We start from the raw sequence: 26,035 nt of genomic DNA, 5'->3' as shown, positions 1-26,035 counted from the left end.
GAATTGTTAATATTTTTAAGGCCATAATTGTGCCTTATTTTAATATTAAGGTTTTGTTTTTGCGATAATGATAGGGAAGTTTTTACGATGTAAAAGTATTAAAAAAAAGAAAATCCGGGGTTATTATATGATAACCCCGGATTTAAGTATCTGTTTATAGGTGTTGAAATTACTTCAGCTTAATGTGAAGTTCTTCCAGTTGTGCATTGTTGATTACAGACGGAGCATCGATCATTACATCACGACCCGAGTTGTTTTTAGGGAATGCAATAAAGTCCCTGATTGTTTCCTGTCCGCCAAGTATCGCTACAAGTCTGTCAAAACCAAATGCTAGTCCGCCGTGTGGTGGTGCACCATATTGGAATGCATCCATAAGGAATCCAAACTGTGCTTTCGCCTCTTCATCTGTAAATCCAAGGTGTTTAAACATAAGTGCCTGTACATCTTTATCGTGTATCCTGATAGAACCACCGCCTATTTCGTTACCGTTTAATACAAGGTCATAAGCGTTTGCTCTTACTTTACCCGGATTGGTTTCCAGTAACGGAATGTCTTCCGGTTTTGGCGATGTGAACGGGTGGTGCATAGCGTGGAATCTTTCACTATCCTCGTCCCACTCTAATAACGGGAAGTCTACAACCCAAAGTGGAGCAAACTCATCCGGTTTTCTTAAGTCAAGGCGTGTTGCCAGTTCCATACGTAAGGCGCTTAAGCGTGTACGTGTTTTAAAGGCATCGCCCGAAAGTACTAATATAAGGTCTCCGGCATTGGCTCCGGTAATTTCTGCCCATTTTTTAAGGTCTTCCTGATCGTAAAACTTATCTACAGATGATTTGTAAGTACCACCTTCTTCACATTTTACATATACCATACCGCTGGCGCCTACCTGTGGACGTTTTACCCAGTCAATAAGTGCATCGATTTCTTTACGTGTGTAAGCTGCTCCGCCCGGTACGGCAATACCCACTACAAGTTCAGAGCTGTTAAACACGCCGAAATCTTTGTGTTGTGCTACTTCGTTAAGCTCGCCAAACTCCATCCCGAAACGGATGTCCGGTTTGTCGTTACCGTATTTTCTCATGGCTTCGTCATAAGTCACTCTAGGGAAAGCGCCTGTTTCCACTCCTTTAAGTTCTTTTAAAAGGTGGCTTGCAAGTCCTTCAAAAGCCTGCATAATGTCTTCCTGCTCCACAAATGCCATTTCACAGTCAATTTGTGTAAACTCAGGCTGTCTGTCGGCACGAAGATCTTCGTCACGGAAACATTTAACAATCTGGAAATATTTATCCATACCACCTACCATAAGCAACTGCTTAAAGGTTTGTGGCGATTGCGGAAGTGCATAAAACTGACCCTCGTTCATTCTTGATGGTACGATAAAGTCACGCGCTCCTTCGGGAGTTGATTTTATAAGTACAGGTGTTTCTACCTCTATAAAGCCCTGTGCAGAAAGGTAATTTCTTACCTCCATTGCTACTTTATGACGGAAAAGAAGGCTGTTTTTAACCGGATTACGACGAATATCCAGGTAACGGTATTTCATCCTGATATCTTCACCACCATCGGTTTCATCCTCAATAGTGAAAGGAGGTACCTGTGCTGCGTTAAGTATAGTAAGTTCTTTAACCAGGATCTCGATATCTCCTGTAGCCATGTTAGGGTTTTTAGACTCACGCTCTATAACGGTACCTTTTACCTGAATTACAAATTCACGTCCTAAGGTTTCGGCAAGTTCAAAAACATCTTTCTGGGTTCTGGCTTCGTCAAATATTAACTGTGTTACGCCATAACGGTCCCTAAGGTCGGTCCAGATAAGGAAACCTTTGTTACGCGTTTTTTGTACCCATCCTGCTAGAGTTACTTCCTGGTTGATATGTGAAGCATTAAGCTCTCCACAATTATGACTTCTATACATTATCTCAATTAATTTTAGAGTGCAAATTTAGAAACAATTACCAAAAATGCTTATACTTATGAAGCAAAATAAATTATTTTGACTTCGCCTCGTTTGTTGTAGTGGTGTTTTCTATTTTTTCACCGGCTATTACTATTTCACCGGTTTTTTTGTCAAAGCAAATATATCTTAGTTCAGTATTAGTAAGTGCCGGAGCAATATCCTTATAAGATTTGTTTTTAAAGATAGGTGTTAGGTATTTATCTTTATTAGGATTTATGTAATCAGTTTGTAAGTTGGTTTCCTTTAAAATAGTAAGATTTTTGTCTAAAAAGAATGTAAACGCATATTTACTATCTTCTTTATAGTTTGTAATAAAGCTGTCATAGTAAACCGGGTTAGGACCAAATTTAGGTACTGAAGATCTCATACTCTGTTGTGTATTGTACATCAATTCATTATTATTTTGATTCCACATCCAGTTATGAAACCAGTAATTGTCATACTGATAAGACTGGGTATCTACAATATCTATCCTTATTGCATAGTTGCTACCGGCTTTATTTACAGTAAGTGTAGGCTTCATCAAGCCTCTTTTAGCTTCTTTTGCATACTCTTCGGTGGTGATGCCTTCCGGCAAGAAAGAAGAAAGCTCGTTGCTTAGTTCCATAAATACACCTTCTTCCCCTGTAAATAAATCAAAGGTTTTAAAAATCAAATTGTCTTTTGTACCTGCAAGAGTAAAGAGTATTCCGTTTGATAGGAATGATGTAATATTTTTCTGTTTGTGTGGTTTATTCATGTAGTTTACAAAATCTACATTACCTGATTTTATATCTACTATCATAGCGGTAATTTTACCACTATATTTATTGTCTTTAGTTACTATATAGTGGTTACCTGTATAATAGCATTTGCTAACTGTAGCAGGCCCGTTTTCAATAAACTCAAGGGATGTAATAGCTACCGGGGCTTCTAAAAAGAAATTAGGAGCATAACGATTGGCTAAATTTTCATTTACAGATATATCGATTGTGTGTATACCTGCATTACTTATTTCTGTAATCGAAAAATCTTTACGAAAATGTTTATAACTTATAAGTATGGTTTTGTCAGCAAGAGAGAGAGTGTTTCTTACATTGTCAAACTCAATGGTTTCTACGTTTGCGGTTTTACTCTTTAAGTTGTATCGAATTACTGATAAATTATCTTTTTTATGGCTTATAACCGTAAGGGTATCTCCATACTTGTGATGTGCAATTATTGAAGGCTCAAAACTAAAAGAAGTATTATCCAGTTTTACTGTTTGCTGTAATTCATTAAGGTAATATGTTATAATTTCATAATTACCGTTGTCTTTATTCTTAATTATCGCACAATGGAATGTAGACTGGTTAATTGTACCCGAGTAGGTTGATTCCAGTTTTTGGTTATCATTTAGTTTAAATTTATGAATGTCTGATGCAAACATAGAAACGCTGATAAAAAGCAAAAACAGGTAAAATTTTTTCATTATTGGTAGGTGTTAATAAAATGTGCGGCAAATATAGTATTTATGCAGCTTTTGGTGTAAAATACACATAGCCTGTATGTTAAATTTTAATCCAATGTTACCAAATTGTTAACTCAATGTATATTTAATGTAAAATTATTTTGTATATTCGTATATATAAATGGTAAATATAAACACAAAACTGATATGAGAAAGATTATTATTGCCGGGATGCTATTATCAGCAGGTTTAATTTCAGCACAGGAAAACGTAAAGCCAAAATATGAATTAGAAAGCCAAACAGTTAAAGCTACTTTTTATTATGATAACGGACAAGTAAAAAAAGAAGGTTCTTATAATAAAGACGGTAAGCTTCACGGAACATGGGTGGCTTATAATGAAGACGGAACAAAGCAGGCAATAGGTGAGTACACTAATGGAATGAAAACAGGAAAATGGTTCTTTTGGACCGGATCTATCCTTAATGAGGTAGATTATACAGACAGCAGGATCGCAGATATTAAAAAGTGGTCTAAAGAAGCTGTAGTTGTAAATAAATAAGTCGTTGATTTATTTATTGAGAAAAGGCTGTAAGTTTACTACTTACAGCCTTTTTTGTAAAAATAGAATACACTAATCACTTACCAATCTACTAAGATTGTGGAAAGGTGGTTTTTATATAACTTTAGTTTTTAGTCTTAGCAGACTTTGCTTTTTTGTTTTTACGCCCCCACCATATAAGGAAACCGGTAATAGGTAACAGGCCACTTATAAAGCTGGCGATAAAGGCAATTATTTTACCGGGGATGCCTAAAATCGCTCCTACGTGGATATCATAATTGGCTGTTATAAGTTTTTCACCAAAGTTTTTTTCATCATGCAGCCTTTCGTTTAACAGCTTCCCGGTGTACTGGTCAAACTGCAACTGATGGTTTACATAATACACGCCTTCATACTGCTGTACATAAGCATTAACAACCCCTGTAGAGTCGGCAGCTTTACTTAACCCGAAAGCATCGGCAGTATTGTGCCTTTGGCGGGTTATTTCGCTGGCAATATCAAGGGCAGCATCTTTATCGCTTTTTTCCACGAATACTGATTGTTCCCTTTTAACCTCGGGAGGAGTAAGGCTTTGCGATCCGGCAACATATACTATAGCCTGAAACCAAGTAAAGGCCCAAACCATACCTGTAAAGGCAATTATTACCGCTATGGTAGATATATAAAAGCCCAGTATGTTATGGGTGTCATAGTTTTTGCGACGCCATTGGGTACTGTCTTTCCACTGAAATTTAAAGCGCTGTTTGCGGGCAGCCTTATTTTTAGGCCACCATAGTATAATACCTGTAATAAGCATTATCACAAAAATAAAGGTAGCCCAGCCTACTACGGGCTGTCCTATTTCGGTTTCAAGTAACAGGCTCCAGTGTAGCATTTTAATGATATTGAAAAAGTCTTTCTTTTCATCGTAAATGCCCAGTACTTTACCCGTATATGGGTCGGTATATACTGTATAGTAATAGTCTATATTCCTGAAATAGAATATGGAGTTTTTTTCGGCAGCTCCTTTATAACAAAAGAAACGTACCGATTTTTCGGGATTGTTAAATACATCAACCCTGTTTATTTTTATGGAATCGCCCAGTGTTTTTTGGGTTTCATTCCAAAGCTGGCTTACAGGCAGGCGTGTTTGCTTTATTTCAGGCACATAAATTTCACTTTTTCTAATAGCTCCGTTTATTTCCTGGCTAAAAACATAAATGCATCCTGTTACCGACAGCAATAAAACAATGAGCCCGGATGCTAATCCGAGCCATGAATGGGCTTTACCAACCCAGTGTTTAAAACCTTTTTTCTTTTTACCTTTCTGCTTACTCATCAGGCTTTATTTTTATCCAAGAGGGATTGCATAAGTGGCACAATGCCATATAAATTGATAATCCTGTCCGTTGTAGCTTCCCGGTACTTCTTCTTTGCGGGTTACCTCAAGAATGTACTTTGTGTTCCACGGTAATGTAAAACGGATTTCACCCTTTTCATCAGTATATACTTTTTTAGACCATAGGTCAGAAATAAAAACAGTTACTTCCTGTTCTTTTACCGGCTGGCCTTTGTATAGTACTTTTAAAACAGTTTCACCTTTTTCAGTATGTACTTTTTTAGTAAGATCAACAATTGTAAGTCCTTCAGGGTTTATAGCGGCAGTTTCGGCAGTTTTATTGCCTACTTCCACTTTTGCTACAGAGTGGTAATGGGTTTTAAATATCCCGAAGTCATACTGAGTATAATCTACCACATCAATTTCATTATTATTAAGCACTACAGTATGCGTACCGTTTGCCTTTGGCGTAAAGTAACCGCTGTAAAAAGTTTCTCCGGCTTTCATTTCAAGTTGTTGTTTTTCTCCGTTTGGAGCCACAACCCATACCGTAAACTTTTTCATTTTATTAAACGCCTCGCCGTTTACTTCTTCAATCATACCATAGGTATATTCGCCAAAATAAACCTTTACTTCCTGTTTTTGGTTTACTTTACCTTTCATAGCGGTTTCTACCCACATGAAATGTGCGAAAGAGTTTGCCGAAACCAAAAGCAATAACAATAATAAAACTGATTTTTTCATGGTGTTTATGTAAATTAAAACATCCCCTTCTATTACAGGAAGGGGATTGTTTTGTTATTATTTCTTAGAAGTTATACGTTAGGTTAGCAGCAAAAATTCTTGGTTTTTGCGGGCTGATTGTAGACCAACCTTTAAAGTATTCCTTATTTGTAATGTTATCCATTTTAAGGGTAATGCTAAAGGCTTCTGCATTATAGAAAACAGATGCATTTAACACAGTATATTCCGGAAGTGTGAATGTACCAGCAGCGTTACGGTTAAATATTTTGTTCTCACTACCGTAGTTACCACCAAATCCAAGACCGAAACCGTTTAGTTTACCTGTAGTAAACTTATAGCTTGCCCAAAGGTTTGCCATGTTTTGCGGACCTGCACTTTCCGGTCTTCTTCCTGCAAAGTCATCACTTACTCCGGCAGTTTCAAGTAAGCTGTCGTTATAGCTGTAACCTGCAATAATGTTAAGTCCGTTTACAGGGCTTGCTACTACACTGGCTTCAAAACCTTTGCTGTAGCGTTCTCCACCCTGAGTATATTCGTTAGCGGCTAACTGTATAACAGTGTTACTTACTTTTATATCGTAGTAACTTAATGTAGCTGTTACTTTATTGTTTATTAGGTTTAATTTAGTACCTATTTCAAACTGGTTAGCCTGTTCTGGATCAAAAGTAAATGTTTGATCGCCTATTATAGGAGCAACATTACTAAATCCGTTCATGTAGTTAGCGAAAACAGATACTTTGTCAAGAATAGGCTGGTATACTAACCCGAATTTTGGAGAAAGTGCTGTTTGGTTATAATCGTCTGCCTTAGTGCTAAGGTTACCTTTGTTTGCAAAACGGTCTACCCTTAAACTTAACATAGCCGATAGGGAAGGAGTAATGTTAATTACATCAGAAGCATATGCACTAAATATTTCCTGAGTGGTTTTTAAAGGATTGATTTGACTGTTTCCTAAAAGAGCATCAGTACCTGCCTGATTAAGTACACCGGTTTCATCTTTATAATCAAGAGGATTTGTTATACCCAGTACAAGCTCATTAAATTGCGCCAGATTGTTACCAATGTATATCATACCATTAGTTACATAAGGACTACTATTATTTACTACATTTCTGTTAAAGTAGTCAAAACCTACAACCATTCTGTTTCTAAGGCCTCCGATAGTAAAGTCACCAATAAAGTTTTGCTGAATATCTGTACCGTAGGTTTCAGAGTTTTGTTTGCTGATGTAACGGTTAAGTACTATACCTTCGGTTACCGGAGTGTATTGAGTACCTTCATATAAATATGAGTAGTATCCGTCTGATTTAGCCGATGTTCTTGAGAATACGGTTTGAGATGTCCACTCATTAGATATTTTGTAAGACATTTGTCCCTGTATACTGAAAGTAGGTGTCTCCATATATAAGTCGTTACCGGTGTACGAACGATTACTGTCGTATTTTAATTCGTTCATGTCATGAACTCTAAGTTCAGCTCCTCGGTCAAGGAAAAGCATTGTTTGATTAGTGCTTTTACCGTTGTAAAATTCAGTATTAACAAGGAAAGACAGTTTGTCGTTCACTTTGTAAGAGATAGACGGTGCTACAAAAAGTGATTTTTTGAATCCTGCATCCTGGAAACTGTTTTCTGTATGATAAGCTGCGTTTAAACGGAAAAGCGCATTTTTACTGTCGTTTAGCGGAGTGTTAACATCTACAGTGAAACGGTTTAATCCGTAAGTACCAGCAGTGTACGACATGTTTCCGCCAAAGTAATTATATGGCTTTTTAGTATTTACGTTAATTAAACCACCATAAGAAATAAGTGAGCTACCAAATAAAGTTCCCGAAGGGCCTTTTATAACTTCAATACTTTCCATATTAGCGGGATCAGGACTACCGTTTGTAATGCTTGGTAAACCGTTAACCATTGTTGGTTGTACAGCAAATCCTCTTAAAGAGAAATAACCTGCACCATCACCACCACGGCCTGTAGATTCCCAAAGTTTATCTATACCCGGTGCGTTTTTAAGAGCATCGTCAAAATTTGTAACTACCTGCTCTTTTAAAAGCTCGCTAGTAATAACGTTGTATACCTGAGGGTTTTCTATATCCTTTAAAGGCATTTTAGAAACTACCCTGCTTTGTGTTTTGGTAAACTTATTTCCTTTACCATCAATTACCACTTCGTTAAGCTCTTCAAGGCTTTCAGATAAGGTAAAGCTTTTTGTTATGGTTTGTCCTGCCTCAAGAGTAATGTTTTCCTCTACAGGAGTGATACCGATGGCAGAAACACGAAGTACATAAGTACCCGGTTTGATGTTTTTGATTTCGTATTTACCTGCCGAATTGGTTACAGCAGAAAATGAAGAACCTTTAAGCACAACCGAAATATTTTCGGCCGGGGTGTTTCCGCTTAAAGTTACTGTACCGTTTATTTTGGCTCTTTCCTGTGCCGATACAGCTACCGAACACATTAAAACGAAGCAAAACAGTAATTGCTTTAATATTGAGTTGTTCATTGTTTGTAATGGGTATTTGTTATGGGCACAAAAGTACTTGCCAATATACTATCAAACAAATTATTTTTAATTATTCTAAATAAATGTAAAAATCACTTATTTAGATTTATTATAATTAAAAAATTAGTCCTTTTTTTGAAAGGAGTGAAAAAAAACCGAGCTATGGGTTAAATATTAACAGGGATATAAGAGCTTTTTTGAAGCGTAAAAGCAAAAAAATAGCCTAACAAGACTGTTAGGCTATTTAAAAAATATATAATTGAGTATTAATGAAGGGTAGGTTCAGCAGGTTTTTTCTTAAGCCAGATTTTGATTTTCTGTAGCATAAAGAACATAACCGGTACAATAACCAGGGTAAGGAACGTGGCGAATATCAAACCGTAGATAACGGTTTTAGCCAGTGGTCCCCAAAAGATTACGTTATCACCACCCAGGTATATTTTTGGATTGTATTCAATAAACAGGTTAAAGAAGTCAATGTTAAGTCCTATTGCCAGCGGTACAAGCCCCAGTACGGTTGTAATTGCCGTTAAAAGTACTGGTCTTAAACGGCTTCGGCCACCTTCTACAATAAGTTGTTTATACTCTTCTTTAGTAAGTAACTCATCTTTATCCATTCCTTTTTCGGCCAGTTTACGGTCAATAAGGAGCTGGGTATAGTCAATAAGTACAATGGCGTTATTTACCACAATACCCGCAAGGGATATAATACCCATCATGGTCATGATAATCACGAAGTCATCGCCAAGGAATACCATACCGAAGAACACACCACCAAAGCTCAGTAATACCGATGTCATGATGATAATAGGTTTGGAAACCGAGTTAAACTGTGCCACAAGGATAAGTACAATACCACCCAGTGCAATAAGAAGTGCTTTAACAAGGAAGCCCATGTTTTTAGACTGCTCTTCCTGCTCTCCTGTAAAGGCATAAGTTATATCGCTTGGCATTTTGTAGGTTGCCAGTTCCTTTTTGATTCGTGCTACAATGTCGTTACCGTTATAGCCAGTGGTAACGTTAGAGTAAACAGTGATTACCCTTTTAAGGTTTTTTCTTTTTATAGTATTAAAGGTAACAGAATTCTTAGCATCGGTTATGGCAGATATTGGTACCTGTACCAGTTGTCCGTTTGCCTGATTTCTGAATGTTACCGGCTGATTGTAAAGAACAGCATTGTCATTACGCTGATCTTCCTCCAGCCTTACATTAATTTCATAGTCATCTTTCCCTTCCTTGTAAGTCGATATTTTTTCACCATAAATAGATCGTCTAAGGGTTTGTCCTACCTGGCTTGATGTAATACCAAGCTGACCCGCTTTATCAATATCTACCGTGATATCTACTCCCGGTTTTTGTTTGTTTACATCTATTTTAAGTTCTTCAATACCAGCGATGTTTTTGGTATTAATAAAGGCTTTCAGTTGCTCTGCCTCAGCAAGCATCTGGTCATAATCCTCTCCGGTAATCTCTATGTTAACCGGGTAACCTGCCGGCGGACCGTTTTGTTCCTTTTCTACAATTACCGATACTCCTGCATAACCTTTTACAGCCTCCCTGATTTTATCCATCACATCCTGACTGTTTATACCTTTACGGTACTTAAACTCGGTCATGGTAAGGGTAACCTTACCTCTGTGAGGCATATCATTTTCACTTCCGCCGTCGGTTTGTGGGTTTCCGGCACCCTGTCCTACCTGTGCAATAGCACTTTCTACCATGTAGTTGCTGCCGTCTTCCACATATTGTTTGGCAATTTTATATACTTTTTCTTCAATTATTTTGGTAAAGGCATCGGTCTTTTTAATATCTGTACCTTCCGGGAACTCTATATAAACCATAATCTGGTTAGGCTGGTTTTCCGGGAAGAATAATACGTTAGGCTGACTTACACCAACAGCAATAAATGATGCGATAAGTATACCGAAGGTACCTAGAAAGAACAAACGTGGCCTGTAGCCTGTAAGTGCAAAGTCAAGGAAGTTTTGGTATTTGTTTTCAAGCCAAACCAAACTGTTTCTCTGGAACTTGTCCATACGCTTAAGCAGGAAGTACTTGTATACCCACATCATGATTACAAAGAACAGCATAAGGTTACCCATACCTTTTAATGCTCCTGATCCTGTAGAGAAACCTCCTATTAGGGTTAGCAAGCCTATACCCCCGATAATGGCACTAATTAGTATCATTTTCTTTTTAGGCATCTCTTTCTCTTCAAGTCTCATAAAGTCTGAAGTGAACATCGCGTTGATAACCAGTGCCACAAACAGAGATGAACCCAGTACGATAGAAAGCGTCATAGGGAAATAGATCATGAATTTACCCATAGTACCCGGCCATAAACCAAGCGGGAAGAAGGCTGCAAGCGTAGTTGCGGTAGAGGCAATAATAGGCCATGCAATCTCACCAATACCCTCAATAGCCGCTTTTTTGCGCGACATACCCTGGCTCATAAGCGAGTATACGTTTTCTACCACCACAATACCGTTATCTACCAGCATACCCAGTCCCATTACAAGGGCAAAAAGTACCATGGTATTTAGGGTAATACCCAGTGCTGCCAATATCATGTATGACATGAACATGGATAACGGGATAGCTATACCTACGAAGATAGCATTGCGTAACCCAAGAAAAAACATAAGTACCACAACTACCAGTACCACACCAAAAATGATGTTGTTTACAAGGTCGTCTACCTGTGCAATAGTTCTTGTAGACTGGTCGTTAGCATAGGTAATGTTAAGTCCTTTAGGGAAATAGTTTGCCTGAGCTTTACTGATAATCTCTTTAACACCGTCTACAGCTTCAACCATGTTTTTACCGCTACGCTTTTTAATATCAAGCATAACTACAGGGTTGCCATATTCCCTGGCATAAGTGGTTCTTTCTTTTTCTTTGAAGGTAATTTCGGCTATATCTTTAAGGTATACCTTACCATCCTGATGCTTAACTATAATATTGTTAAGCTGTGCCGGATCACTTATTTCACCAATTACCCTAATGTTTTTCTTGATACCGTCTAGCGTTACACTACCGCCAGATATGGTTTTGTTTTCGTATTTAACGGCATTGATAATATCGTCAAAGCTTACTTTTGCCGATGCCATTTTGTAAATGTCTACAGCAATCTCAACCTCTTTGTCTTCTGCACCGCGAATAGCAGCTTCTTTAATTTGCGGAAGCCTTTCTATGTGGTCTTCAAGATATTCGGCAAACTCCTTTAGTTTCTCCGATGTAAAGTCACCCGTAAGGTTAACGTTTAGTATTGGAGTCTCTTCGGCAATATTAAGGTCAAAAACGTTTGGCTCTACTTTAGCACCACCGTCAAGGGTTGGCCACTCAGTATCAGCTTTTACCTTATCTACCTTGTCTTTTATTTTTTGCTTGGCATCTTCAACAGTAATATCCTCATCAAACTCCACCAGTACCATGGAATAGTCTTCCAGTGTGTTTGAGGTGATTTTTGTAACCCCCGATATGTTGTTAAACTCGTCTTCAAGGGGTTTGGTTATCAGTTTCTCCACATCCTCAGCAGAGTTGCCGGGATTTATGGAGCTTATATATATCTTGGTCTCCTTAATTTCAGGGAAGCTTTCCCTTGGCATGGAATAGTAGGAGATAAGTCCGCCCAGAAATAAAATAGCCGTGATAACATAAACGGTCATTTTATTGTTAATGGCCCAGGTGGAAATACCGAAACTTTTCTCTATTTTTTTACTCATCTTGGTTGTATTATGAGTTGGTTTTATTTAATGATTTCTACAGTTGAGCCTTCTTTAATACTCTTAGCACCATCGGTAACAATTTCGTCGCCTTTTTTGATGCCCGATTTGATCTCAACATAACCTTTTGAAGTATAACCGGTTTCAATGGTTTTCTCAACAGCCTTGATTTCTTCTTTGTTCGATTTGTCTAAGCTGTATACCACAAGTCTTCCGCCTGCTTTTTGCTGAATGATTGTTTCAGGAAGCAATAGGGCAGTATCGGTTTTGTAATCTTCAATTTTAAGTACGGCTACCTGGTTAGGACGTAACAGATTATCAGGGTTTGGAAGTGCTACCTCAATACCAAAAGTTCTGTTATTAGGGTTGATGTAGTTACCTACCTGACGTACTTTACCTTTATAGGTTTTACCAATAGCGTTAAGGTGTACTTCTACAGGAGCGCCAAGTTTTAGCTGACTTAAATAGGTTTCAGGCACAGTAGCCGTAACATACATGTCGCCAAGGTTTACTATTCTGAACAGTTCCTGACCCGGAGCTACAACTTTACCTCTTTCGGTCATTACCTCGTCTATAGTTCCTGTGAACGGAGCTCTTACTACCGATTTGTTTAATTGTGACTGAAGCTGGTCTACCACTTTTTGCTGACTTTCCAGTGAGGTTTTAGCCTGTAGGTATTGTATTTCACTACCTATTTTTTGATCCCAAAGTCTTTTTTGTCTGTCAAAAGTAGTTTGTGACAGGCTTAACTGCGCCTGTGCCTGCGCCAGTTGTGCGCTAATACCGCCATCGTCTATTCTTGCCAGCACCTGTCCTTTAGATACTTTTTGCCCTGCTTTTACATTAAGCTGTTGCAGTATACCTGATATTTCAGGGTAGATAAGTATGTTTTGCTTAGTATCTACATTACCCTGTATTTCTATATAGTGTACAAACGATGTGTCTTTAACGGTTATGGTTCTAACCAGTACACGGCTCCTGTTAGGGTCAAGCGAATCGATAGCTGTATCTATTTTGGCAAGATCGGCAGCCAGTTTATCATATTCGGTTTGCACCTGTTCGCGTGCTTCCCTTATTTTTTTTATATCATTGGTCTCAACGACCTCGTCTACGTTTAACTTCTTTTCCCCGCATGAAAACATCATAAGGGATAGTGTAGTGATATATGCTAATTTTTTCATCTCTTAAATTTTAGGTGTTTTATTGTGCGGTTAGTTTTTCAAGGGCAGCCCTTTTGTTTATTACTTCGGTCATTGACTCCAGAAAGCTTTGCTGTGCCGAATACAACTGGCGTTGTGCTTCGGTAAACTCAAAACTGCTGGATAAACCTTCTTTAAATTTTATTTGTTGTTTGTTCTCTATACGTTCTGCAAGTCTCAGGTTGTTTTTTGAGGTAAAGTATTCTTCAATACTGTACTCATACTCACTTTTAGCACGCTGGTATTCCAGTTTAAGGTTTTGCTCCAGCTCTTCCTGTTGTGTTTTTGCCTGCTCTAAAGCGATTCTTGCCTGCTGTGTTCTTGCACTACGGCCAAGACTGCTGAAAATAGGTACGTTAAGGCTTAACCCTAAGTACGAATAGTTTAACCACTGCTGGTTTCTCTGAAGGAAGTCAAAGCTGTCATTAAAGCCGTTGTAACCAAAAGCAAGATTTGTAGAAAGGGTAGGCAGTGCTTTGCTCATTTCCTGCTTCATTAAAAGCTCTTTCTGGATGGTATTTATCTGTCCCAGTTTGTAGTCAATATTCTGTTCTACATTAAAACCTTCTGCCGCTATGGTAATATCAAGGTTTTCTGTGGTCAGGTCTTCCAGATTATCGGTAAGAGCAAGCTGGTCGTTTAGTTCTATGCCTAATATTATTTTAAGCATATTAAGGGAAATTTCCCTTACCCTTATTGTGTTTTTAAGGGAACTGTTAACGGTAGCAAGTGTAATGGAAATTTGCTCTACGTCTTCCTCTTCCGATAGTCCGTTTTTAAAACTCTCGTTGGTTTCATGGTAGTTTTTTTCCAGCGTCTCCTTGTTCTTTTCAAGAATGCGAACACTTTCTTCCAGCAGCAATACATTACCGTAAGCGTTAATAACCTGTTCTTTTACATCGATGTCTGTTTTTTGCTTGGAGCTTTCATAGTAGTCCAGATATACCCTTGCCGCTTTAAGGCCTACTATGTATGTTCCGTCAAAAATCAGCTGATTAAGTGTAGCCTTAGCATCTACCGAATGCTTTGTACCAAAGGCTACTTCTACAAATTCGCCCGGGTTACCACCGAAGAATTCGGCAGGTACAACCGACTTTTGCAGCTCGAAATTGTACTGGTAATTACCGCTTGCGCTAATTTGTGGTAAACCCGTTGCAATGGTTTCCCATTTTTTCTTGTTTGCAGCTTCTATATCCCTGCCCGAGTTTATAACCTTGTAGTTATATTCCATGGCATGCTGTATTGCCTCGTTAAGGCTAAAGGAATAGCTTTGGGGTTCTTCCTGTGCCTGTGAAGGGAGTACAGACAAGAGAATCAATGCAGCAGCAAAACGCTTTAGGGCTTTACCGTTTAAAGAATTGATGATTTTCTCCATACTAACTGTGTTAATTGATTTGATGATTATTATTTAAAAAGGGTATCCATTACTACTTTCTTACGCTCGTCTACAAGTACGTCGTAAGCTTCATTGCTCATGCCCATGCTTTCCTGCAACAGTGGTCGCATGGAAACAGGGAAGGAGGTAAGCGATATAAGATTTAGCATAAACTGCTCAGGCCTCATTTTGGCTATGTTACCTTTTTCCATCTCTAAAGCTATTTCCAGATAAAATTTATCCAGCATCCTGTTCATGGTATCGGGGTCTTTAAAGCAACTTCCCTGGTTCATTTGTGTAACCATGTATATTTCCAGATAAGGGTACTTTTTTGCCTGTTCAAAAAACAGGTCCAGGTACTTTTCTATCTTTTGGTGAAAAGGCAGGTCAGAAAAAATAATCTGTTCTGCAATAGAAATCTCTTTTGTTTGTGCATCTTCAAAAACAATTTCAAAGAGATTATTTCTGGATCTGAAATAATAGTTTATCAACGTCCTGTTTACACCTGCTGCATCGGCAATCTCCTGTGTTGTGGCCTTAAAACGACCTTCGCCAAAAAATATCTTTTTGGCGGTTTCTTTAATCAACTCTTCGGTGTCTATGTCTATTTCTTGTATTGACATATTTGTTTAACTTTAATGTTTGACATTTTTGTTAACGCAAAAGTAGGCTGTTTGTAACAAACTTTTATGTTAAATTTTATTTAATCGGTTTTTATCAAACCTTCCAGTATGTTTAATCCTTTTGGTGTGACTATAGCCCTTAAATGATATTCAAGGAATTTTTTTGTGGTATCGGGTATGCTGTACTGGTCTGTAGGGAAAACATCGCTGTTTTTTACACCCGTTAATCCGGTAAAGTATAACCTGGATATAAAGTCTATGTCCAGTTCATCTCTGTAAAGCCCATGCTCAATGCCTTTTTTCAGGTTATCCATCATACATCCATTCATTTTATCAAACTGCTTTTTATGCAGGCAGGAAAATATTTTAGGGAAAAATTTTTGTAACTGATAAAATGGTGAGGCATCTTCGTTTCTAAGCTGCTGCATCATAAAATCACGTATAATGAAAATTTCCTCAATAGAGTTTTTTCCCTGCTCCCTAATGTTATCTATGCCACATGATATGTTTTCAAACAGCTCAAGCGTGCAGGCTTCTACCAGGTCGTTTTTGTTTGCAAAGTGCTGGTATATTGTTTTTTTAGATATACCCAGCTCAGTCGCAATGTCGTCCATGGTAACGCTTTTAAAACCATAGGCAAGAAACATTTCGTTTGCTTTTTTTAATATAGTGTCTCTCATTCAATGCATTAAGATGGCGCAAATATATAAAGGAAACTTTTAAAACCAAAAAAGTTTCCATAGTTTTTTTTGTAAAATTTTCTCAAAAAAATAATGCTTGGTTAAAAAACTGAAAGGGTTTACTTTAGCAAAAAAAATATTTCATGCAAGCTATATCGCACTATCAGCAGGTAATTTCAGATTATTTCAATGCACTTTCAGTAGTTAAAGATCCGGTTAATTTATATGAGCCCGCAGCTTACATTTTATCATTAGGAGGTAAAAGAATGCGCCCGGTGCTTACCTTAATGGCTGCCGAAATTTTTAATGCCGACTGCAAAGAAGCCCTGCCAGCAGCAGTAGCAGTTGAGATTTTTCATAATTTCTCGCTGGTACATGACGATATTATGGACGATGCCCCACTAAGAAGAGGTAAGGAAACCGTGCATGAAAAATGGAACACCAACACCGCTATCCTTTCTGGCGATGCCATGCTTATAATGGCATACCGTTATTTTGAGGCTTACGAGCCGGAAACTTTCCGTGATTTGGCAAAGCTATTTAGTAAAACAGCGCTTGAGGTGTGTGAAGGGCAGCAGTGGGATGTTGATTTTGAGGAAAGGAATGATGTAACTGTTCCCGAATATCTTAAAATGATTGAATACAAAACAGCTGTGTTAGTAGGTGCAGCCATGAAAATGGGTGCTATAGTGGCAAACACCTCTCAGGAAAATGCCGATTTGATTTATGACTTTGGCCGAAATCTGGGTATTGCCTTCCAGTTACAGGACGATTATCTGGATGCTTTTGGTGACCCCGAAACTTTTGGTAAGCAGGTAGGCGGAGATATTATTGAAAACAAAAAAACGTACCTTTATTTAATGGCGTTGCACCACGGTGACGATGCTGGTAAAGAGCAGCTTAAAGAGTTGTTTTGCCTGCAGCCGGAAAACAGTGATGAAAAGGTAGAGATAGTAAAGAATATTTTTACCACAAGCGGAGCTGATGCCCAAACCAAAAAAGCTATAGAGGAGTATACGCTTAAAGCATTTGATATGCTGGAAAAACTGGATATTGATGATAGTAAAAAAGCCATGCTTAGGGCTTTTGGTGAAAATTTAATGCAACGTAAGGTATAATGTACATAGCCCCTGTCAATACTGATTTACTACTTTCTGAAGCACAGAAAGAATCACTTTATGTTAAACTGGTTGAGCAGATTAATAAGGACTTTGCACTGGCAAACGAACCGGTAGATTTTGATGTAGCCATTACTCCTATAAACATTAAAATGGAGTTACATGAAAAGGTGTATAAGCTTATTCAGTATAAATTTGGCGAATACCTTAACCTGCTTTATATAATAGATGTTCCTGAAAAAGAAATAAAAAGCCTTAATGGTGGCGATCTAAACGAACTGGCCGAACAGGTAGCATTCCTGATACTTAAAAGGGAATGGCAAAAGGTATGGTTTAGAAACAGGTTTTAAGGTAATCGTTGGTTTCCTGTATAAAACTGATAGTGTCTATTTTTTTCATTTCGTAAATTAAGTCTTTGTAGATTATTTTCTTCGCCCTTTGCGCTGTTTTTTGGGAGCTTTATTCCGGTCTTTCTATATCTATAATTTCACCATTCTCCAGCATCACTTTAAGGTCGGTTTTCATAACCGGATAACTTTCTGTGGTAAATGGTTTTTGTGAAAGTTCTTCAACGCCGTTTAACCTGTCGGTCATGTATTCATTTTCAAAAAAATACACAGTGTTGCCTTCTACTTTGTCTACTTTGTAAATGGTGTACTGGTTGTCAGGAAGTTTAATCTCATAAATATCTCCTTTTTGTGGGGATAATAAAAGCTCGGCGTTTTCTGAATCGTTTTGTTTACCGGAAATGAAAACGGCTATAATAATCAAAGCAATAATGCCAAGACCTGTATACATCCATAGCGGAGTTTTAATTTGAGACTTTATCTCTTTAAGGCCGTTTTTGTATTTTTCGGAGAATTGTATTTCATGTAAAAAATGGTTGCAACCCGAGCATTCTGAAAAGGCTTTTTTCTCTGTAGGGAAAAACGGAATATAGTATATATGTGCATAGCGTTGTACTATGAACATATTAATTGTATTTGGCTCCTGGCAGTTAATGCAGGTTGTTCTTATTTTTCCCCGCCCGATTTCCTTGCGGACAGACCCGAATATTATCATGGTGTGGTTTTGTTGGTTTTCGGTTGCAAATAAAACTATTTAAATTGTATTTGCATAATCATGCCTGCATAATAAGGGGTTATTAAAAATAAACCCTTATAAAAGGCATCCATGCTTCACTGTAAACATAGTCGTTGTCGTTAAACAGTACATTGTAGCGAATGCCAAAGGTTACATTTTGAGCACGGTAACCTGCTCCTAAAAACAGTGCGGTATTCCAAAAATCCCTGTCCTGATTACCGTAAAAATCGGTATATCTCTCGTCAAAATCAAGGTTTACCCTTAGTTGTTCCAGTTCGGCAGAAATTTGTATTTGCGGGATAGGGTTAAAAACGTTTATTATTGATCCTCCATACATCCACGATTCATAAAAATCCTTTTGTTGTACATAGGTTCCCTGTAGGGATAAACCAACGCCATAATACTCGTTAACTTCATATAATGCACCCGGTGCAAGAGTAACATCGGTATAGTTATTTCCGAAGGAAGCACCAATAGCACCGCCAAAACGTACCCTGCTCCAAAAATCACTATTATTTTGGGCTTTGGCGCTTATGCATGTAAGGCAAAAAGCCATTGCGATGCCCGTTTTTGTTAAAAAACTCAAAAAGCCTGATTTCATGTTGGTAAAGGTTGTAGGTTTATGAATATAAATATATAAAAAACGCTGAAAGATTATTACAAATATTGTACTTTTGCATAAAATTTTTTAAAACAAAGGTCATAAAGACATTAGTATGGACAGGTTTTCCTTTTTAAACGCAGCACATACTGCTTTTTTTGCAGATTTGTATGAACAATATATAGAAAATCCTGACAGTGTAGAGCCTAGCTGGAGAAGTTTTTTCCAGGGATTTGACTTTGCAGCTTCGGATTACGGGTCAGGCTTATTTGAAGCCACTCCACAACAAAACGGTGCAGCAGCGCCAGACTTTTCGGGGGTTCCTGAAAAGATACAAAAAGAGTTCAAGGTGCTTAACCTTATTGAAGGCTACAGGACAAGAGGACACCTTTTTACCAAAACCAATCCGGTTAGGGACAGAAGGACGTACTCCCCAACCTTAGAGCTTGAGAACTTCGGACTTTCCAACGCCGATTTAGATACTGTTTTTGATGCAGCAAAAGAAATCAATTTACAGCCATCTACACTTAGGCAAATCATCGACCACTTAACAAAAGTATATTGCCAGCACATTGGTGTTGAGTACATGTACATTCGTAACCCTGAGGTTAGAAAGTGGATACAGGACAGGCTTGGTGTAAATGAAAATTTACCGGCTTTCTCTGATGAGGCTAAAAAACACATCCTTTTAAAACTTAACGAAGCTGTTGCTTTCGAGAACTTCCTTCATACTAAGTATGTGGGGCAAAAACGTTTCTCGCTTGAAGGTGCAGAGGCTCTTATCCCGGCACTTGACGCTCTTGTTGAGGCTGCTGCCGAAAAAGGTGTAGAGCAGTTTGTAATGGGTATGGCACACAGGGGACGTCTAAACGTACTTGCTAATATTTTTGGTAAGTCGACTTCAGATATCTTTAGTGAGTTTGACGGAAAGGATTATGACGATGATGCCCTGTTTGACGGTGACGTAAAATACCACCTTGGTCTTACTGCCGACAAGAAAACAAGAACAGGTAAAAACATAAACATTAACCTTGCACCAAACCCGTCCCACCTTGAAACTGTAGGTGCGGTGATTGAAGGTATTGCAAGAGCAAAACAGGATAAGTATTACCCTGAAGACAATTCTAAAGTACTTCCTATTGCATTACACGGTGATGCTGCGGTTGCAGGTCAGGGTATAGTGTATGAGATTGTACAAATGGCTGGTCTTGACGGTTACAAAACCGGGGGTACTATTCACCTTGTTGTAAACAACCAGGTTGGTTTTACCACTAACTACCTTGATGCACGTACATCTACTTACTGTACAGATATCGCTAAGGTTACCCTTTCTCCGGTACTTCACGTAAATGCCGATGATGTAGAGGCGGTGGTACACGCTATGTTGTTTGCGCTTGACTACAGAATGAAATTTGGCGGTGACGTATTCATTGACCTTTTAGGTTACAGAAAGTACGGACACAACGAAGGTGATGAGCCTCGTTTCACGCAGCCAAAACTTTATAAAATAATCGCTAAGCACAAAAACCCAAGAGATATTTATGCTGCCGAGCTTTTAAGTAGTGGTGTAATTCAGGAAGGTTTTGTGAAAGAGCTGGAGCAGCAGTACAAAGCTGTGCTTGAGGAAAACCTTGAAGCTTCAAGGAAAAAAGACCTTACCATTATCACTCCGTTTATGCAAAACGAGTGGGAAGGGTTCTCTCAGGCTACAGAAGAGCAAATGCTTCAAAAAGTAAACACGGCATTCTCTAAAGAGATGCTGGACGAAATTGCTGAGGTTATCACGCAACTTCCTACAGACAAAAAATTCATTAATAAGATACAAAAGCTTATCAACGACCGTAAGGCAATGTACTTCGAAAACGATAAGCTGGACTGGGCAATGGGTGAGCTTTTAGCTTACGGATCACTTCTTACAGAAGGGTACAATGTTCGTTTATCCGGTCAGGATGTGGAGAGGGGTACATTCTCTCACCGTCATGCTGTTGTTAAAGTAGAAGACTCTGAAGAAGAGGTAGTACTACTTAACAGGCTTAAAGAGCAAAACGGTAATTTCCAGGTTTACAATTCACTACTTTCAGAGTATGGTGTTGTAGGTTTTGATTACGGTTATGCACTGGCAAGTCCAAGAACACTTACTATTTGGGAAGCACAGTTTGGTGATTTCTCAAACGGTGCCCAAATTATGATTGACCAGTACATCTCGGCTGCCGAAGATAAATGGAATAACCAAAACGGTCTTGTAATGCTACTGCCACACGGTTATGAAGGTCAGGGTGCAGAACACTCTTCTGCGCGTATGGAACGTTACCTGCAGCTTTGTGCTAACCACAATATGTATATAGCCGACTGTACTACACCTGCTAACTTCTTCCATTTATTAAGAAGGCAGATGAAAACCACGTTCAGAAAGCCGCTTATTGTGTTTACACCTAAGAGCTTACTACGTCACCCAGCAGCGGTTTCTACAGTAGAGGGACTGGCAGAAGGTACATTCCACGAGGTGCTTGACGATCCGGCAGCAGATGCTAAAAAAGTAAAAACACTGGTATTCTGTACCGGTAAGTTCTACTACGATCTTGTAGCCGAAAGAGAAAACCTGGGTCGTGACGATGTGGCTTTTGTAAGGCTGGAGCAGCTGTTCCCGTTACCGGTAGAGCAGTTAAAAGAGGTGATTGCCAAATATTCTAACGCCGACGATTATGTGTGGGCGCAGGAAGAGCCAAGAAACATGGGTGCTTACAGCTACATGTTAATGAACTTTACTGAGGTTAAGTTCAGGGTGGCATCATTAAAAGCCTACAGTGCTCCTGCAGCAGGTAGTTATACACGTGCTAAAAAACGTCATGCTGCTGCTATAGCAATGGTTTTTGATAAAGATTTATTTAATTAATATCGTATTTTTGATTTTCAATAGATTAACAACAACGCAAATAAAATTATACTGACATGATTTTAGAAATGAAAGTTCCTTCGCCGGGGGAATCAATAACAGAAGTTGAGATTGCAACATGGCTGGTAAGTGACGGGGATTATGTAGAAAAAGACCAGGCAATTGCCGAAGTTGATTCAGATAAAGCAACACTAGAACTTCCTGCTGAGGCTAGCGGTATCATTACCCTAAAAGCTGAAGAAGGAGATGCAGTAGCTGTAGGCCAGGTTGTTTGCCTTATAGATACTGGTGCGGCAAAACCGGAAGGATCTGCTCCTGCTAAAGAGGAGAAAAAAGAAGAGGCTCCAAAGGCCGAAGAGAAAAAAGAAGAGCCTAAGAAAGAAGCTCCTGCAGAGAAAACATATGCTACAGGAACACCTTCTCCGGCGGCAAGAAAAATATTAGACGAGAAAAACATTGATCCTGCTACTGTAACAGGTACAGGTAAAGGCGGTAGAGTAACTAAAGATGATGCTGTAAATGCAAAAGCTTCTATGGGTACTCCTACAGGTGGTAACCGTGCCAGTGAGCGTACTAAGCTTTCTATGCTTAGAAGAAAAGTGGCAGAGCGTCTTGTTTCGGCTAAAAACGAAACAGCTATGCTTACTACGTTCAATGAGGTGAACATGACGCCTATAAACAAAGTACGTGCTGAGTTTAAAGATGAGTTTAAAGCGAAACACGCTGGTGTAAGCCTTGGTTTTATGTCATTCTTTACTAAAGCGGTTGTTAGAGCATTACAGTTATATCCTGATGTAAACTCTATGATGGATGGTGATTACAAAGTGTCTTATGACTTTGTAGACGTTTCTATTGCAGTATCAGGTCCTAAAGGTCTTATGGTACCAGTGGTAAGAAATGCTGAGGCATTAACTTTCCGTGGTATTGAGGCAGAGATTAAGCGTCTTGCGCTTCGTGCACGTGACGGACAAATCACTGTAGACGATATGACAGGTGGTACATTCACTATTACTAACGGTGGTGTATTTGGTAGTATGTTGTCTACTCCAATTATTAACCCTCCACAGTCAGGTATTCTTGGTATGCACAACATTATTGAGCGTCCTATTGCTGTAGACGGTAAAGTTGAGATTCACCCAATGATGTACGTAGCACTTTCTTATGACCACAGAATTATTGACGGACGTGAGTCTGTAGGTTTCCTTGTAGCAGTTAAAGAAGGATTAGAGAATCCGGTAGAGCTGCTTATGGATGGTAATGCAAGAAAAGCGTTAGAACTATAATAACAAGTCAGTATACAATAAAAAAAGCCCCTGCATTGCAGGGGCTTTTTTTATGTTTTATTAAATATTAATAGTACACATCAAAAGTACCGTCGGTAATGGTGATAAACTCATCATCATTGGCAAGGTTGCTTCTAAAGGTGCCAGAGAAAGTTCCTTTAAGATGACCTTCACTGTTAACAGATACGTTGGTTTGATATTCTCCCTCATTAGCCACCATCATTTTGTTTGAAAGCTGGTAGGCAATAAAGTCAGGAGTTACATTTCCTGTAACACCCGGTGCTATTTCATAACGAAATACTCCTGTCTCTTCGGTGTTAGATGAAGTAAGTGTAAGGACGTATTCATCTGGCTGTACTTCTGTTTCAAGTACAATACAAATAACATGTTCTTTTTGTGTTCCGTCTAGTTTAAACTTAACCGACCCTCCTTGTGATGGGGTATCGTCTTCTCCGGTGCATGAGGTTAATGCAACGGCCATAAAGCTGAAAAGTATCAGCGAAAGCGCTTTTTTCATAATTTGAGTTGTTTGGTTGGATGCGCAATATACAGAAAAAAGCTACGAATTATAAAATAAAAAAGCCTCTGTGTTTACAAAGGCCTTTTTATTAATGTATAGATAACAATTACTGTTTTTGTATCCTTATTGTTTTTTGTGTTTCCAGGGAGCTTACCTTAACCATGTATATTCCGGTTTCAAGGTTAGACAGGTCTATTTGTATTTCGGTATTGCTAAAATTATTAGTAAATACTTTTTGACCAAGTAAATTGTATACCTCCACGTTGCTAATAGTATTAGCATTGCTTAGTGTGAGTATGTTGCTTACCGGGTTAGGGTAATAAGTTAAGGATATAAAGGTTTGAGAGGCAATATCTAGTGAAAAATGTACAGTAACAGCCAGTCTGTAAACGCTTTCTATTCCATTTATTGTTTGTGATGCATAATAAGTAGCCCCGTCAACAAGTAGAGTTGTAATAGGTAATGGAGTATTAATGTCGTTTGTGTTTGACACATTGTCTGGTATTATAATATCACTATCATACCATTGAATATTTTCACCCACAACTACTAAATCGGCCAATGTTGCACCTTCAGTAAAAGTTTGAGAACTGTCTCCGTCTGGTTGCGGTACCATTTCCGAAGAATCTATAACGCGTAATTGGAAGGGTCTCACAGCGTGGCAATTAGTAGTTGAAAATGTAGTAATAGCATACAGGGTTTGTGGGTTTTCTAAGTTTGTATATGATGTAGTTGGGTAAATAACTTCTCCTTCAGTTAGCTCGGTGGTGGTGCTTATATATATTGTATACTCAAATTCGGGATAATTATTCTCCTGTAATACTTGTTCTGCTTTAGCTATTAGGTCAAAGCTTGCAAACCCATCAGTATTGTCTTCATATATGATAATGTCATCTGTTTCAATAGGGTTTAAATCAAGTTCATTTATATAGTAATATTCAAACATATGCTCGTGGCATGTAGTTCCTTCATAGTTAACAAGTAGAGAGTATTGACCTGGGCTTGTAACGGTATAAGTAGGTTCGGTTGCATTTTCTATTGGCATATCATCTAAATACCATTGATAGTCATAAGGTCCTTCAAGGTTAATACTTAATATGGTAGGTTGTTCAGTACACAGAATCTCCTGTGTTGTTGAGCTTATCATTATATTTTCTGCGTCTAATGCCGAATAGTTAAACTGCGATTTGGTTAAAAATACAGCAGAAGGAACTTGTGTATCTTGACCGTCTGAAATAACAAGTTTTAAATGATAGTTGTGGCCAGGTACAATGTTGCCGGTTATGTGTAATGGTATTGTTGAGCCGTTAAAATTTGTAGGTGTCAAGAATGATTGTGGTGAACCTTGAGGAGTTAGTTGATCAAAGAATTCTGCATTTTCAGATGAGCAGTTACTTGCATATTGATTATCTCTTATTGTTGATGTACTTATAGGGGTTGATTCTGTTCCCGGTACTACGGCAAGATTTACAGTTTCATTGGTCACCAAATCTGTGAGTAAAATGGCTATTGCATCATTGTTTAAACATTGATATATGCCATATTCATCTGAAGCAAGTACTATGTCGAAATCTATTCTGTCTGCTATTGCTGCAAAATCAAACTCTAAAAGGCTTGCGTTTTTAGAGACAAAGGTTATTCCCTGTTCTGAAAGTATATTTTCAAGATCTTCATCACCAAGCCATTCTTCAGGATCACTTGTTCCTCCTGAATTAATATTAGGGCCTGGTACATTTTGTAAATCAGATGAGGCTAATACAATGCCTTCGTCAAGTGGGAATGTGGTAGCATTTCTGTTAAAATAGCCTATTCCGTTTATATTATTTGCTGTTCCTGTATATGAAGTGATATTAGAAACTGTTACACATTCTGAATTGAAAAAAACATCAGTAATTAACTCTTCAGTTGTGTATTGTGTGTCAGAAACTATGATAGGTCCACTGTTTAGTTTGAGACATATAGTACTTGAAAAACCTGAGTTTGCGCCAGGCGGAGCATAAGTTCTTATTTTGTATGTTTCTCCGGGAATAAGATTAGTTAGTATTGTTGTGTCTTGCAGTGGTTGTTCAAGACAGATTTGAGTTAATGAGTTACAGTCTCCTCTGTAAAGAGAAAAAGGTGCGGTTAGTGCCCAGGGAATACTTAGTTCTAATTGGGTTTGGTTTGCTGCAGGTGTGAACTCAAACCACATATCGCTACTACTGTTTACTTCTAAACAATTTTCGGGAACATCAGAAAGCGTATTTCCCTCAAAAAAAACTAAATTGTTTGGATTAGTACAGTTTACATTATTGCTAATGTTTAGTGTTAGTGCATTTTCGCAGGTGTCATATTGTGCCTGTGAAAATAAAGAGATTGGCCATAAAGCTAATAGTAATATTTTTTTCATAAGTGTGGTTGTTTTTTAAATCAAAATAAGGTTA

The 26,035-nt window shown here is 38.3% G+C and carries 19 protein-coding genes; 5 read left to right on the top strand and 14 right to left on the bottom strand.

The genetic code is table 11. From position 1 onward, the window contains the following. Positions 1 to 169: 169 nt before the first annotated feature. Both aspS and GN157_RS14170 read right to left on the bottom strand, forming a co-directional pair. Positions 170 to 1,915: an aspartate--tRNA ligase gene (gene aspS / locus GN157_RS14175; protein WP_157484170.1), complete on the bottom strand. Its 1,746-nt coding sequence runs from the start codon at positions 1,913 to 1,915 to the stop codon at positions 170 to 172. Positions 1,916 to 1,988: 73 nt separating this feature from the next. Further along, complete coding sequence (locus GN157_RS14170) at positions 1,989 to 3,407, bottom strand: hypothetical protein (protein ID WP_157484169.1); 1,419 nt, start codon at positions 3,405 to 3,407, stop codon at positions 1,989 to 1,991. A gap of 186 nt (positions 3,408 to 3,593) precedes the next feature. Here GN157_RS14170 and GN157_RS14165 point away from each other — a divergent pair, with 186 nt between their 5' ends. Continuing rightward, positions 3,594 to 3,947 (top strand): toxin-antitoxin system YwqK family antitoxin, encoded by a 354-nt coding sequence (locus tag GN157_RS14165; RefSeq protein ID WP_157484168.1) that lies wholly within the window; start codon positions 3,594 to 3,596, stop codon positions 3,945 to 3,947. A gap of 124 nt (positions 3,948 to 4,071) precedes the next feature. Here the strand turns inward: GN157_RS14165 and GN157_RS14160 are convergent, their stop codons facing one another. The 8 genes from GN157_RS14160 to GN157_RS14125 form a co-directional block, all read right to left on the bottom strand. Further along, complete coding sequence (locus tag GN157_RS14160; protein ID WP_157484167.1) at positions 4,072 to 5,265, bottom strand: PepSY-associated TM helix domain-containing protein; 1,194 nt, start codon at positions 5,263 to 5,265, stop codon at positions 4,072 to 4,074. A 12-nt stretch (positions 5,266 to 5,277) separates the two neighbouring features. Further along, complete coding sequence (locus tag GN157_RS14155) at positions 5,278 to 6,009, bottom strand: DUF4198 domain-containing protein (protein ID WP_157484166.1); 732 nt, start codon at positions 6,007 to 6,009, stop codon at positions 5,278 to 5,280. Between the two features lie 64 nt (positions 6,010 to 6,073). Next, on the bottom strand, positions 6,074 to 8,512 hold the full coding sequence (locus GN157_RS14150) for a TonB-dependent receptor (RefSeq protein ID WP_157484165.1): 2,439 nt from the start codon (positions 8,510 to 8,512) through the stop codon (positions 6,074 to 6,076). Positions 8,513 to 8,778: 266 nt separating this feature from the next. Continuing rightward, positions 8,779 to 12,237, bottom strand: a complete 3,459-nt coding sequence (locus tag GN157_RS14145) for an efflux RND transporter permease subunit (protein WP_157484164.1) — start codon at positions 12,235 to 12,237, stop codon at positions 8,779 to 8,781. A gap of 23 nt (positions 12,238 to 12,260) precedes the next feature. Further along, positions 12,261 to 13,418: an efflux RND transporter periplasmic adaptor subunit gene (locus GN157_RS14140; protein WP_157484163.1), complete on the bottom strand. Its 1,158-nt coding sequence runs from the start codon at positions 13,416 to 13,418 to the stop codon at positions 12,261 to 12,263. 19 nt (positions 13,419 to 13,437) lie between these two features. After that, entirely contained in the window at positions 13,438 to 14,811 is a 1,374-nt protein-coding gene (locus GN157_RS14135) for a TolC family protein (RefSeq protein WP_157484162.1), read from the bottom strand. A 29-nt stretch (positions 14,812 to 14,840) separates the two neighbouring features. Continuing rightward, positions 14,841 to 15,434: a TetR/AcrR family transcriptional regulator gene (locus GN157_RS14130; protein ID WP_157484161.1), complete on the bottom strand. Its 594-nt coding sequence runs from the start codon at positions 15,432 to 15,434 to the stop codon at positions 14,841 to 14,843. A gap of 80 nt (positions 15,435 to 15,514) precedes the next feature. Beyond that, positions 15,515 to 16,114 carry a TetR/AcrR family transcriptional regulator gene (locus GN157_RS14125; RefSeq protein WP_157484160.1) on the bottom strand — a complete coding sequence of 200 codons (600 nt, stop codon included), beginning with the start codon at positions 16,112 to 16,114 and terminating at the stop codon, positions 15,515 to 15,517. Between the two features lie 143 nt (positions 16,115 to 16,257). Here GN157_RS14125 and GN157_RS14120 point away from each other — a divergent pair, with 143 nt between their 5' ends. Together GN157_RS14120 and GN157_RS14115 are read left to right on the top strand one after the other, a co-directional pair. Next, a complete protein-coding gene (locus GN157_RS14120) occupies positions 16,258 to 17,232 on the top strand; it encodes a polyprenyl synthetase family protein (RefSeq protein ID WP_157484159.1) in 975 nt (324 codons plus the stop codon). After that, positions 17,232 to 17,582, top strand: a complete 351-nt coding sequence (locus GN157_RS14115; protein ID WP_157484158.1) for a hypothetical protein — start codon at positions 17,232 to 17,234, stop codon at positions 17,580 to 17,582. The genes GN157_RS14120 and GN157_RS14115 overlap by 1 nt, the downstream gene beginning before the upstream one ends. Positions 17,583 to 17,691: 109 nt before the next feature. Here GN157_RS14115 and GN157_RS14110 read toward each other — a convergent pair whose 3' ends face one another. Both GN157_RS14110 and GN157_RS14105 read right to left on the bottom strand, forming a co-directional pair. After that, positions 17,692 to 18,204: a hypothetical protein gene (locus tag GN157_RS14110; protein WP_157484157.1), complete on the bottom strand. Its 513-nt coding sequence runs from the start codon at positions 18,202 to 18,204 to the stop codon at positions 17,692 to 17,694. 172 nt (positions 18,205 to 18,376) lie between these two features. After that, complete coding sequence (locus tag GN157_RS14105; protein WP_157484156.1) at positions 18,377 to 18,916, bottom strand: hypothetical protein; 540 nt, start codon at positions 18,914 to 18,916, stop codon at positions 18,377 to 18,379. 115 nt (positions 18,917 to 19,031) lie between these two features. Here GN157_RS14105 and GN157_RS14100 point away from each other — a divergent pair, with 115 nt between their 5' ends. Beyond that, positions 19,032 to 21,809, top strand: coding sequence for a 2-oxoglutarate dehydrogenase E1 component (locus tag GN157_RS14100; protein ID WP_157484155.1), 2,778 nt, complete (start codon positions 19,032 to 19,034; stop codon positions 21,807 to 21,809). A gap of 56 nt (positions 21,810 to 21,865) precedes the next feature. Continuing rightward, complete coding sequence (gene odhB, locus GN157_RS14095; protein ID WP_157484154.1) at positions 21,866 to 23,092, top strand: 2-oxoglutarate dehydrogenase complex dihydrolipoyllysine-residue succinyltransferase; 1,227 nt, start codon at positions 21,866 to 21,868, stop codon at positions 23,090 to 23,092. 67 nt (positions 23,093 to 23,159) lie between these two features. Here odhB and GN157_RS14090 read toward each other — a convergent pair whose 3' ends face one another. Together GN157_RS14090 and GN157_RS14085 are read right to left on the bottom strand one after the other, a co-directional pair. Then, on the bottom strand, positions 23,160 to 23,609 hold the full coding sequence (locus tag GN157_RS14090; RefSeq protein ID WP_157484153.1) for a hypothetical protein: 450 nt from the start codon (positions 23,607 to 23,609) through the stop codon (positions 23,160 to 23,162). Between the two features lie 109 nt (positions 23,610 to 23,718). Beyond that, complete coding sequence (locus GN157_RS14085; protein ID WP_157484152.1) at positions 23,719 to 26,001, bottom strand: choice-of-anchor L domain-containing protein; 2,283 nt, start codon at positions 25,999 to 26,001, stop codon at positions 23,719 to 23,721. Positions 26,002 to 26,035: the final 34 nt, after the last annotated feature.

It is taken from the genome of Flavobacterium rakeshii (assembly GCF_009741375.1).
GTDB lineage: Bacteria > Bacteroidota > Bacteroidia > Flavobacteriales > Flavobacteriaceae > Flavobacterium > Flavobacterium rakeshii.
The sequence above is the reverse complement of the archived record's forward strand: the minus strand, read 5'-3'. Positions and strand labels throughout refer to the sequence as shown.